The sequence below is a fragment of the Kitasatospora arboriphila genome (assembly GCF_039528095.1).
Taxonomy (GTDB): domain Bacteria; phylum Actinomycetota; class Actinomycetes; order Streptomycetales; family Streptomycetaceae; genus Kitasatospora; species Kitasatospora arboriphila.
The window spans coordinates 17,932-29,570 of sequence record NZ_BAAALD010000094.1 but is presented as its reverse complement, the minus strand read 5'-3'; the positions used below and the strand labels follow the sequence as shown (position 1 = coordinate 29,570).

Annotated in this window: 9 protein-coding genes; all 9 read right to left on the bottom strand. The window is 71.1% G+C overall.

From position 1 onward, the window contains the following. Nucleotides 1–247: 247 nt before the first annotated feature. The 9 genes from ABD353_RS32400 to eccD all read right to left on the bottom strand — a co-directional run bounded on the left by ABD353_RS32400 (nucleotide 248) and on the right by eccD (nucleotide 11,165). Complete coding sequence (locus tag ABD353_RS32400; protein ID WP_344627260.1) at nucleotides 248–1,933, bottom strand: ribonuclease J; 1,686 nt, start codon at nucleotides 1,931–1,933, stop codon at nucleotides 248–250. Nucleotides 1,934–2,098: 165 nt separating this feature from the next. Further along, the gene (dapA, locus tag ABD353_RS32395; RefSeq protein WP_344627259.1) at nucleotides 2,099–2,998 is read right to left on the bottom strand and encodes a 4-hydroxy-tetrahydrodipicolinate synthase; all 900 of its coding nucleotides are present in this window, start codon (nucleotides 2,996–2,998) and stop codon (nucleotides 2,099–2,101) included. Between the two features lie 229 nt (nucleotides 2,999–3,227). Further along, nucleotides 3,228–3,956: an FAD-dependent thymidylate synthase gene (thyX, locus tag ABD353_RS32390; protein WP_344627258.1), complete on the bottom strand. Its 729-nt coding sequence runs from the start codon at nucleotides 3,954–3,956 to the stop codon at nucleotides 3,228–3,230. After that, complete coding sequence (locus ABD353_RS32385; protein WP_344627257.1) at nucleotides 3,953–4,414, bottom strand: tetratricopeptide repeat protein; 462 nt, start codon at nucleotides 4,412–4,414, stop codon at nucleotides 3,953–3,955. Before ABD353_RS32385 ends, thyX begins: the two co-directional genes overlap by 4 nt. Before the next feature lie 7 nt (nucleotides 4,415–4,421). Continuing rightward, the gene (dapB, locus tag ABD353_RS32380; RefSeq protein WP_344627256.1) at nucleotides 4,422–5,168 is read right to left on the bottom strand and encodes a 4-hydroxy-tetrahydrodipicolinate reductase; all 747 of its coding nucleotides are present in this window, start codon (nucleotides 5,166–5,168) and stop codon (nucleotides 4,422–4,424) included. After that, entirely contained in the window at nucleotides 5,165–6,535 is a 1,371-nt protein-coding gene (locus ABD353_RS32375) for a M16 family metallopeptidase (protein WP_425555299.1), read from the bottom strand. The genes dapB and ABD353_RS32375 overlap by 4 nt, the downstream gene beginning before the upstream one ends. A 91-nt stretch (nucleotides 6,536–6,626) precedes the next feature. Next, a complete protein-coding gene (locus ABD353_RS32370) occupies nucleotides 6,627–8,834 on the bottom strand; it encodes a polyribonucleotide nucleotidyltransferase (RefSeq protein WP_344627254.1) in 2,208 nt (735 codons plus the stop codon). A gap of 431 nt (nucleotides 8,835–9,265) precedes the next feature. Next, nucleotides 9,266–9,556, bottom strand: a complete 291-nt coding sequence (gene rpsO, locus ABD353_RS32365) for a 30S ribosomal protein S15 (protein WP_030274764.1) — start codon at nucleotides 9,554–9,556, stop codon at nucleotides 9,266–9,268. A 139-nt stretch (nucleotides 9,557–9,695) separates the two neighbouring features. Then, nucleotides 9,696–11,165 carry a type VII secretion integral membrane protein EccD gene (gene eccD / locus ABD353_RS32360; RefSeq protein WP_344627253.1) on the bottom strand — a complete coding sequence of 490 codons (1,470 nt, stop codon included), beginning with the start codon at nucleotides 11,163–11,165 and terminating at the stop codon, nucleotides 9,696–9,698. Between the last annotated feature and the right edge of the window lie 474 nt (nucleotides 11,166–11,639).

Genomic DNA, 11,639 nt, shown 5'->3' with positions numbered 1-11,639 from the left:
CCTTCCAGCGGACCCTCCGGGCGTTTCGCTCTTTCGTGTTTCCAGCTTATCAGATGTTTTCTGCTCCGTTTTCCGGAGTCCGTTTCATCGGATTCGCTTTCGCCTTTCGGCGCTCCCGAACTCTATCAGAGTTCTTTCACCGGATTTACCGCCTCGAACTGAATTCGAGTGGTGCCGTCCGGCAGTGGGGCAACCCGGAGAACATTACGCCCCGGGTCGCCCCACGTCAAACCTGGCCCGGCGGGTCTCAGACCTCGACCACGACCGGGAGGATCATCGGCCGGCGGCGGTAGTTGTCCGCCACCCACTTGCCGATGGTCCGGCGCACCAGCTGCTGCACCTGGCGGACCTCCAGCACGCCGTCGCCCGCGGAGCGGGTGAGGGCCTCCTCCAGCTTCGCGACGACCGGGACGAAGGCGCCGTCGTCGATGCCGGAGCCGCGGGCCTGGATGGTCGGGCCGCTGACGATCTTGCCGTTGGTGGAGTCGACCACGACGAAGACGGAGATGAAGCCCTCCTCGCCGAGGATCCGGCGGTCCTTCAGCGAGGCCTCGGTGATGTCGCCGACCGAGGAGCCGTCGACGTACACGTAGCCGGCCTGGACCTTGCCGACGATCCGGGCGACGCCGTCCTCCAGGTCGACGCAGACGCCGTCCTCGGCGATGACGACCCGGTCCTTCGGCACGCCGGTGAGGATGCCGAGGTCGGCAGCGGCCCGCAGGTGGCGCCACTCGCCGTGGACCGGCATGAGGTTGCGCGGTCGGCAGATGTTGAAGAAGTACAGGAGTTCGCCGGCCGAGGCGTGGCCGGAGACGTGCACCTTGGCGTTGCCCTTGTGCACGACGTTGGCGCCCCAGCGGGTCAGGCCGTTGATCACGCGGTAGATCGCGGTCTCGTTGCCGGGGATCAGTGAGGAGGCGAGCACCACGGTGTCGCCCTCGACGATGCGGATCTGGTGCTCCCGGTTGGCCATCCGCGAGAGCGCGGCCATCGGCTCGCCCTGCGAGCCGGTGCAGACCAGCACGACCTTGTCGTCCGGCAGGTCGTCCAGCGTCTTCACGTCGACGATCAGGTTGCCGGGGACCTTGAGGTAGCCGAGGTCACGGGCGATGCCCATGTTGCGGACCATCGAGCGGCCGACGAACGCGACCTTGCGGCCGTGCGCGTGGGCGGCGTCCAGCACCTGCTGGATGCGGTGCACGTGGCTGGCGAAGGACGCGACGATGATCCGGCGCTGGGCGCTCGCGAAGACGTTGCGCAGCGCGGCGGAGATGTCCCGCTCGTGCGGGATGAAGCCGGGGACCTCGGCGTTGGTGGAGTCCACCAGCAGCAGGTCCATGCCCTCCTCGGCCAGCTTGGCGAAGGCCGGGAGGTCGGTGAGGCGGCCGTCGAGCGGCAGCTGGTCCATCTTGAAGTCGCCGGTGGCGACGACCGTGCCGGCCGGGGTGCGGACGGCGACCGCGAGGGCGTCCGGGATGGAGTGGTTGACCGCGATGAACTCGCAGTCGAAGGGGCCGATGCGCTCGCGCTCGCCCTCCTTGACCTCCAGGACGTACGGGCGGATCCGGTGCTCGGCGAGCTTGGCCTCGATGAGCGCGAGGGTGAGCTTCGAGCCGATCAGCGGGATGTCCGGGTTCTCCCGGAGCAGGTACGGGACGGCGCCGATGTGGTCCTCGTGCCCATGGGTCAGGACGATGCCGTCGACCTTGTCGAGGCGGTCCCGGATGTAGGTGAAGTCCGGGAGGATCAGGTCGACGCCGGGCTGCTCGTCCTCGGGGAAGAGGACGCCGCAGTCGACGATCAGGATGCGGTCGCCGAACTCCATGACCGTCATGTTGCGGCCGATCTCGCCGAGGCCGCCGAGCGGGGTGATGCGGAGGGCGCCCTCCTTGAGTGCGGGAGGGGCGCCGAGTTCGGGGTGCGGGTGGCTCAAAAGACTCTCCTCACGACGCACGCCACATGCCCGGGATCGTCCGGCGCCATGGGGTGTGCGTCCATCGTTGGCTTCCTACGTACCAGGTGCCTCCGCGCCTTCGGTCCGGTCCAGCGGCAGGCCCTCGGGGGCCCGGCGAGCCGGGGCGCGTACGTCTGTTGTCTGCTAGAGGTGTACCCCGCCGGCGGCCAGATCCTGCTTCAGTTGCGCAATCTCCTCCGCGGTGGCGGAGACCAGCGGGAGGCGCAGCGGGCCCGCAGGGTGTCCCTGCAGGGTGAGCGCGGCCTTGCTGAGGATGACGCCCTGGGTGCGGAAGATGCCGGTGAAGACCGGCAGCAGGGACTGGTGGACGGCGGTGGCCTTGGCGGTGTCGCCCGCGGTGAAGGCCTCGATCATGGCCTTGAGCTCGGGCGTGACCACGTGGCTGACGACGCTGACCACGCCGACGGCACCGACCGAGAGTAGCGGCAGGGTCAGGACGTCGTCGCCGGAGTACCAGGCGAGGTCGGAGCGGGCGATCGCCCAGGAGGCGGCGCCGACGTCGCCCTTGGCGTCCTTGTTGGCGACGATGCGGGGGTGCTCGCCGAGCCGGACGAGCGTCTCGTGGCTCAGTGCGACGGCACTGCGGCCGGGGATGTCGTAGAGCATGACGGGCAGCTCGGTGGCGTCCGCGATGGCCGTGGTGTGCCGGTACAGGCCCTCCTGCGGGGGCTTGCTGTAGTACGGCGTGACGGCGAGCAGGCCGTGGGCGCCGGCCGCCTCGGCCTGGCGGGCCAGCTCGACGCTGTGGTGGGTGTCGTTGGTGCCGACGCCGGCGACGATGTGCGCGCGGTCCCCGACGGCCTCCACCACCGCCCGGACGAGCTGGGCCTTCTCGGCGTCGCTGGTGGTCGGCGACTCGCCGGTGGTGCCGTTGAGGACGAGGCCGTCGTTGCCGGCGTCCACGAGGTGGGCGGCGAGGCGCTGGGCGCCGTCGAGGTCGAGCCCGCCGTCGGCGGTGAAGGGGGTGACCATCGCGGTCAGGACCCGGCCGAAGGGCGTCTGGGGGGTGGAGGTCGGAGCCATGCGTCCAAAACTACTCGTAGGCCACTGGGGGGCGGTCACGCCGGTCCACGGTTCGGACAGGATCGTGCGAGGTCGGCGGCGGGCCGTCGGGGTCGGAGCATGGGATTCCGGTGCTGCCCGCTCGGGGGTTCGGGCAGCACCGGAATCCGTGCTCCGAGCGTAGGGAGCGGGCGGAACCGCTGCAATCCGGACATGCCGGGCGGTCCGCCCGGATGCCCGTCTTCGCAGGTCAGGGGGCGACTCGGCCGTGCGCGTCGAAGGCCGCACGGGTGAGCGGCATCAGCTGCCCCCAGAGCTCCTCCATCTGCTCGGCGACCATCTCGATCTCCCGCTGCGGGAAGGACGGCACGGTGGCGTGCTCGTTCTTGGTGCGCAGCGAGAGGAAGTGCATGAGCGACCGGGCGTTGCAGGTGGCGTACATGGAGGAGAACAGGCCGACCGGGAGGACGGCGCGGGCGACCTCGCGGGCGACGCCGGCGGCGAGCATCTCCTGGTAGGCGCGGTAGGAGGAGCGGTAGGACTCCTCCATCGCCTCGGTGGTGACCTTGTGCTGCTCGGCGGTGCCCTCGACGAACTCGTACCGGCCGGGCTTGCCCTGCTGGACGAGGCGGCGCTCCGGGCCGGGGACGTAGAAGACGGGCTGCAGCTCGCGGTAGCGGCCGGACTCCTCGTTGTAGGACCAGCCGCTGCGGTGCCGGTGGAACTCGCGGAAGACGAAGATCGGCGCGCTGATGAAGAAGGTCATCGAGTTGTGCTCGAAGGGGGTGCCGTGGCGGTCCCGCATCAGGAAGTTGATCAGGCCCTTGGACTTCTCCGGGTCCTCGCCGATCGTCTCCAGGGACTGCTCGCCCTTGGTGGACACGCGGGCGGCCCACAGGACGTCGGTGTCGGTGGCGGCGCTGCGGACGAGTTCCACCGTGACGTCGCTGCGGAAGGTCGGGGCCAGGTCGTCGCTCACGCGGTGCTCCTCGTTTCGGTGGTGGTGCTGTGCAGCTTGATGGCGTGCTGCATGGCCTTGCGGGCACGCGGGGTGTCGCCGGCGTCGGCGTAGGCCACGGCGAGGCGGAAGAAGGCCCGCCAGTCGTGCGGGGAGGCCTCCGCCTCGGTCTTGCGGCGGGCGAAGACCTCGTCGGCGGAGGCCCGGTCGATCCGGCCGCCGGAGGTGCGGCGGAGTTCGTCGACGGGCAGGCCGCCCTCGGCCTCCAGCTCGCGGGCGAGCTGCTCGCTGGCCCGTCCGAAGCGGACGGTCTGGCGCAGGAACCAGATGCCGATCGGGGGGATGACGAAGGCGCAGACGCCGAGGCCGATGCCGAGCGGCTTGCCGGTGGCGACCAGTTGGACGCCCTCCCCCACGCAGAGCAGGGAGACCAGGACCAGGGCGGCGGCGAGCAGGAAGAAACCGGTGCGGGAGGTCATGCGGGGCTCACAGGTCCAGGAAGTGTTCGAGGCCGAGGGTGAGTCCGGGGGTGTCCACGACCTTGCGGACGCCGAGCAGGATGCCCGGCATGAAGCAGCTGTGGTGCAGCGAGTCGTGGCGGATGGTGAGGGTCTCGCCGGTGTCGCCGAACAGGATCTCCTGGTGGGCGAGCAGGCCGCGCAGCCGCACCGCGTGCACGGGGACGCCGTCCACGTCGGCGCCGCGGGCGCCGGGCAGCTCGTGGGTCGTCGGGTCCTGCTGGGGGGCGCGGCCGGCATCCTTGCGGGCGGCGGCGATGAGCTGCGCGGTGCGGGTGGCGGTGCCGCTGGGGGCGTCGGCCTTGCGGTCGTGGTGGAGCTCGACGACCTCGACGGACTCGAAGTACTTGGCGGCCTTCTGGGCGAACTGCATGCCGAGGACGGCGCCGATGGAGAAGTTCGGGGCGATGAGCAGGCCGGTGGCGGGGCTCCCGGCGAGCCAGCCGCCGACGGTGGCGAGGCGCTCGTCCGTCCAGCCGGTGGTGCCGGTGACCACGTGGATCCCGTGGTGCAGGGCGTAGTCGAGGTTGCCCATGACGGCGTCGGGGTGGGTGAGCTCGACGGCGACCTGGACGCCGGCGTCGGTCAGCTCGGTGAGGTCGGAGCCGCGGCCGAGGGCCGCGACCAGCTCCATGTCGGGGGCGGCCTCGACGGCCTTGACGGCCTCGGAGCCGATCCGTCCGTTGGCGCCGATCACGGCGACGCGCAGTGTCATGCGGTTTCCTCCTGGGCGAGCACGTCGGCCACGGCTGCGGCCCGCTTGGCGTTGATCGGACCGATCAGGGCGAGCGACGGGCGGTGGGCCCCCAGCACATCACGGGCGACCGCCCGGACGTCGTCCAGGGTCACCGCCGCTATCTTCGCCAGCATGTCGTCCACCGACAGGTGGGTGCCGTAGCAGAGCTCGGCCTTGCCGATGCGGTTCATCAGCGAGCCGGTGTCCTCCATGCCGAGCACGGTGGAGCCGGAGATCTGGCCGATGGCGCGCTGGAGCTCCTCCTCGGTGATGCCGTCGGCGACGACCTTGGCGAGCTCCTGGCGGCAGATCGACAGCACCTCCTCGACCCGCTTGGGCTGGCAGCCGGCGTAGATGCCGAAGATGCCGCTGTCGGCGTAGGAGGAGGAGTAGGAGTAGACGGAGTAGGCGAGGCCGCGCTTCTCCCGGACCTCCTGGAAGAGCCGGGAGCTCATACCGCCGCCGAGGGCGGCGTTGAGGACGCCCATCGCCCAGCGCCGCTCGTCGTGGCGGGGCACGCCCGGCACGCCGAGGACGAGGTGGGCCTGCTCGGTGGGCCGGTTGAGGACCTCGGTGCGGCCGGCGGTGCGCAGCGCCTTGACGCCGCGGCGGACGTCGGCGGGGTGGCCGGTGGAGCGGGCGAGGACGGGCGCGAAGGCCTCCTCGACGAGCTTGACGACCTTGCGGTGGTCGAGGTTGCCGGCGGCGGCCACGACCAGGTGCTCGGGCTTGTAGCGGCGCTTGTAGAAGCCGGCGATCTGGTCGCGGGTGAGGTTGGTGACAGTCTCCTCGGTGCCGAGGATCGGGCGGCCGAGCGGGCCGTCGCCGTAGATCACCTTGGCGAAGAGGTCGTGGACGACGTCGCCCGGGTCGTCCTCGGCCATGGCCATCTCCTCGAGGATGACGCCGCGCTCGGCGTCGACGTCCTCGGCGCGGATCAGCGAGCCGGTGAGCATGTCGCAGACCACGTCGATGGCGAGCGGCAGGTCGGTGTCGAGCACCCGCGCGTAGTAGCAGGTGTTCTCCTTGGCGGTGAAGGCGTTCATCTCGCCGCCGACGGCGTCCAGGGCCGCGGAGATCTCGAGGGCGCTGCGCCGGGCGGTGCCCTTGAAGAGCAGGTGCTCCAGGTAGTGGGTGGCGCCATTGAGGACGGGCGTCTCGTCGCGGGAGCCGACGCCGACCCAGATGCCGAAGGTCGCGGAGCGGACGGTCGGCAGGGTCTCGGTGACGACCCGCAGGCCGCCGGGCAGGACGGTGCGGCGGACGGTGCCGGCGCCGTCGAGGCCCTTCAGCAGGGTCTTGGTGGTGCCGGGGCGCTGGTGTGCCGCGGAGGCCTGAGCCACCAGGGTGTACCTCTCGATCGGGGAAGAACAGGGTGCGGCCCGCACGCCGCGAGGGCGTGCGGGCCGCGGGAGGACTACCTCGTCACTCGGTGCGTCACTCGGAGGCGGCCTCGCCGCCCTCCTCGCCCTCGACCACGGGAACGAGGGAGAGCTTGCCGCGGGGGTCGATCTCGGCGATCTCGACCTGCACCTTGGTGCCGACCGCGAGCACGTCCTCGACGTTCTCCACGCGCTTGCCGCCGGCGAGCTTGCGGATCTGCGAGATGTGCAGCAGACCGTCCTTGCCGGGCATGAGGGAGACGAACGCGCCGAAGGTCGTGGTCTTCACCACGGTGCCCAGGTAGCGCTCGCCGACCTCCGGCATGGTCGGGTTGGCGATCTGGTTGATCGTGGTGCGGGCGGCCTCGGCGGCCGGGCCGTCGGAGGCACCGATGTAGATGGTGCCGTCGTCCTCGATCGTGATCTCGGCGCCGGTGTCCTCCTGGATCTGGTTGATCATCTTGCCCTTGGGGCCGATGACCTCACCGATCTTGTCCACCGGGATCTTGATCGTGATGATGCGCGGGGCGTACTGCGACATCTCGTCCGGAGTGTCGATGGCCTCGTTCATCACGTCGAGGATGTGCAGGCGGGCGTCCTTGGCCTGCTTCAGCGCGGCGGCGAGCACCGACGCCGGGATGCCGTTCAGCTTGGTGTCGAGCTGGAGGGCGGTGATGAAGTTGCGGGTGCCGGCGACCTTGAAGTCCATGTCGCCGAACGCGTCCTCGGCGCCGAGGATGTCGGTCAGCGTGACGTAGTGGGTCTCGCCGTCGATCTCCTGGGAGATCAGGCCCATGGCGATGCCGGCGACGGCGGCCTTCAGCGGCACACCGGCGTTCAGCAGCGACATGGTGGAGGCGCAGACCGAGCCCATCGAGGTGGAGCCGTTGGAGCCGAGCGCCTCGGAGACCTGGCGGATGGCGTACGGGAACTCCTCGCGGGAGGGCAGCACGGGCAGGATCGCCCGCTCGGCCAGCGCGCCGTGGCCGATCTCGCGGCGCTTGGGCGAGCCCACGCGGCCGGTCTCGCCGACGGAGTACGGCGGGAAGTTGTAGTTGTGCATGTAGCGGCGGCGCGTCTCCGGGGAGAGCGTGTCGAGCTGCTGCTCCATGCGGAGCATGTTCAGCGTGGTGACGCCCAGGATCTGGGTCTCGCCGCGCTCGAACAGGGCGGAGCCGTGAACCCGCGGGATCGCCTCGACCTCGGCGGCCAGGGTGCGGATGTCGGTGACGCCGCGACCGTCGATGCGGACCTTGTCCTTGATGACGCGCTCGCGGACGATCTTCTTGGTCAGCGCGTTGTAGGCGGCGCTGATCTCCTTCTCGCGGCCCTCGAAGTCCGGGAGGAGCTTGTCCGCGGCGACCGCCTTGATGCGGTCGAGCTCGTTGTTGCGCTCCTGCTTGCCGGCGATGGTGAGCGCCTGGGCGAGCTCGTCCTTGACCGCGGAGGTCAGGGCGGAGAGCACGTCGTCCTGGTAGTCCAGGAAGACCGGGAACTCGCCGGTCGGCTTGGCGGCCTGGGCGGCCAGCTGGGCCTGGGCGGCGCAGAGCACCTTGATGAACGGCTTGGCGGCCTCGAGACCGGCGGCCACGACCTCTTCGGTCGGGGCCTCGGCGCCGTCGGCGACCAGCTTGATGGTCTTGTCGGTGGCCTCGGCCTCGACCATCATGATCGCGACGTCGCCGTCCGGCAGGGCGCGGCCGGCCACGACCATGTCGAAGACGGCGTCCTCGAGCTCCGAGTGGGTCGGGAAGGCGACCCACTGGCCCTTGATCAGCGCGACGCGGACGCCGCCGATCGGGCCGGAGAACGGCAGGCCGGCCAGCTGGGTGGAGGCGGAGGCCGCGTTGATGGCCACCACGTCGTAGAGGTGGTCCGGGTTGAGCGCCATCACGGTGACGACGACCTGGATCTCGTTGCGCAGGCCCTTGACGAAGGACGGGCGCAGCGGGCGGTCGATCAGGCGGCAGGTGAGGATCGCGTCCTCGGAGGGCCGGCCCTCACGACGGAAGAACGAGCCGGGGATCCGGCCCGCGGCGTACATGCGCTCCTCGACGTCCACGGTCAGCGGGAAGAAGTCGAAGTGCTCCTTCGGCTGCTTGGACGCGCTGGTCGCCGACAGCACCATGGTGTCGTCGTCCAGGTAGGCGACGGCGGAGCCGGCGGCCTGGCGGGCCAGGCGGCCCGTCTCGAAGCGGATGGTACGGGTGCCGAAGCTGCCGTTGTCGATGACGGCCTCGGCGTAGAACACGTTCTCTTCCACCTGGAAGATCTCCTCTTTCGTACGTCTCCGGTGGAGCGCCCCCCAGCGTCCGCCTGCCCGGCCCTGCGGGCCGGTCTTCGATCGAAGCCCCCGGGCGTCTGTCGACGACTCCCGGCGGCCACTACCGAGGACCGGCGCCTCTCGGCTGCCTGGTCGGCGGTCGCGTGTGGACGCTCCCCGGATGCGGGCGGCCTCCGTTTGAGGCCTGCGGCCCGCAGGGTGTCGGTCCTGCCCGGTGCCGTCCGCGCGTCGCGCGGTCGGGCACTTACCCGGGCATGCCCTTCACCTTACAAATTCACACCCTACCGAGCACGCCATTACCACGCGTGTGGCAGCGGTTCTTCCGCCCGGGGTGCGGTCCGCGCGGTGCTGCCGCGCGGATGCGCCGAAGGGCGGCCCCCCGGGAAGGGGAGCCGCCCCACGAAGCGGTGTCAGCGAGCGCCGCCCGCGGCGCCGCGGCGGATGCCGAGGCGGTCGACGAGGGTACGGAAACGCTCGATGTCCTTCTTGGCCAGGTACTGCAGCAGGCGGCGGCGCTGGCCGACCAGGATCAGCAGACCACGACGGGAGTGGTGGTCGTGCTTGTGGGCCTTGAGGTGCTCGGTCAGGTCCGAGATGCGGCGGGAGAGCATGGCCACCTGGACCTCGGGGGAGCCGGTGTCGCCCTCCTTCTGGCCGAACTCGGCGATGATCTGCTTCTTGACGTCGGCGGCGAGAGCCACGGCATCTCCTTCGGGGTGGCCGAGCGATCCCGGTAGACGACACAGGATCTGACAGAACTCGGACTGACCAAGCGTACCAGCGCCCGCCGGCGTCCCCTGTCGCGGGGTGCCGGCGGGCGCCGGGTCGGGTGCGGCGGCGTCAGCTGGTGGCGCCGCGGACCAGGGCGTAGATGTTCAGCACGGCCAGCGCGAGCGGGACGAGCGAGATCAGCATCAGGCCGTCCACCATGTCCAGGATCCGCCCCCAGAAGGGGGAGACGCCGAGGCGGGGGACGATCAGCGCGATCGCGGTGAGCAGGGCGGCGCCCACGGCGATCGAGGCCGACAGCCAGACGGTGCGCAGATCGAGCGAGCTGCCGGTGCCGCCCTCCTGCAGCTGCTCCAGGATGAACAGCGGGGTGTGCAGCGAGAGGCCGAGGATCAGCAGGGCGAGCCCGATCAGGCCGGCGATGGTGAGGCTGAAGACCTGCGCGGTGTAGCGGAACAGCCGGGCGCGCAGCATGGTCGAGATGCCGACGGCCAGGGCGAGCAGCTCGGCGAAGGCGGAGTCGCTGAAGCCGAGCACGGCGCAGGCGCCGATGACGGTGGCGGAGCAGCCGCCGACCAGGCCGACGAGGACCTCGTGGCCGCGGCGGGCCTGGTGGGCGATCCGCTCGTACTGCACGGTCTCGGTGCGGCTGCCCTCCTCGCCGTAGGCGCTGCCGCGGGTGCGGGTCTGGCCGGGCGGGCTGAAGCCGACGGGGAGGCGGGCGAAGCGGGCGGAGAGGGCCGGCAGGAAGCCGACCGCGGCGACCGCGGCGACACCGGTGACGGCGGCGATGTGGGTGGCCGGGGTGCCGTCGAGCAGCACGGCGGCGAAGGTCGCCAGGGTGCCGGCGGCGGCGAGGAAGGAGGAGGCGACGAAGACCGAGTCCTTCTCCGGCAGCAGGCCGACGAGCAGCACCGAGACGACGAGGACGGCGACGCAGCCGACGAGGAACTGCAGCCGGCCGGGGCCGTCGCCGGCGTTCGCGACCGGGACGGCGCCGGAGCCGGCGATCAGGGCGTGCGGCAGGGCGCCGAGGCCGAGCGCGAGGCCGGCCGCGTGGTCGTCGTAGACCCGGGCGCGGACGCCGGCGAAGGTGACCAGGACGACCGCGGTGACGCCGGAGAGGATGCCGGCCAGGCCGTGCATGTCGTGGCGCAGGTCGGAGAACCAGAGGGCGAAGCCGAGCAGCACCAGCATCACGGTGGCGCCGATCAGGCCGAAGGCCCGCATCAGGTCGGGGCTCCAGAACCGGCGGTCGGCCTCGACGGCGCTGGCGACGGCGTCGGCCACGTCGTCGTAGACCGCGGGCGGCAGCGACTCGGCGAACGGGCGCAGGCTCAGCAGGTCGCCGTCGCGGACCTGCTGCGCGGCCAGCGGCAGGCCGCTGTCGAGCACGGTGCCGTCCCGGCGGACGAGGTGGAAGCCGGTGGGCGTGCCGTCGACCTGGGTCTGCCCGGTGAGGCGCAGCACCTCGGGGTAGATGTCGGCGAGCGGAACGTCCTCGGGCAGGGCGACGTCGATCCGGCTGTCGGGCGCGACGACGGTGACCCGGCAGAAGCCGGTCGTTGCACTGGCGCTCATGCGGCCACCTCCGCGAGCCCTGAGGCCGCTTCGCGCCATGCGCACCTCTTGACTGTCCGCTCGCTCACCGGCGCTCCCCCTTGTCGGATATGCCTGCTCGTCAGCTCTTGGTTCGATTGCGCCCTCCTACGGACCGGTCCGGAACTGACACGGTCCGGGGCGGAGTTGGCGCGGCGTTACCCTACCGCCCGCGGAGGTGCGGCTGCGGTCCGGCCCCGCCCGAATTCGCCGCAGGCCGCGGGGGGCGGCGAATTGCCGTGCAACGGTGTGCTGTTGTGGAGGGGATTCGACGATTCGTACCGGAAATCTCCTCGGCTGACCCCGTGGTCGAACCGTCCCGGCTGCCCAGTAGGATCGGCCCCTGCGCAAGGCGTACGGGGGCCCGGCTGGTGCAGGAACCCTCTGATGTGCGTCTGCGGTCGGCGGAGCGGGGGCGGCGTCATCGCACGGGGCGCCCTCACCCGTACGTAATCG

Coding starts and splice junctions, on each gene's coding strand:
- eccD (WP_344627253.1), bottom strand. CDS start 11,165: ATGAGCGCCAGTGCAACGACCGGCTTCTGCCGGGTCACCGTCGTCGCG.
- dapA (WP_344627259.1), bottom strand. CDS start 2,998: ATGGCTCCGACCTCCACCCCCCAGACGCCCTTCGGCCGGGTCCTGACC.
- dapB (WP_344627256.1), bottom strand. CDS start 5,168: ATGACACTGCGCGTCGCCGTGATCGGCGCCAACGGACGGATCGGCTCC.
- ABD353_RS32385 (WP_344627257.1), bottom strand. CDS start 4,414: ATGACCTCCCGCACCGGTTTCTTCCTGCTCGCCGCCGCCCTGGTCCTG.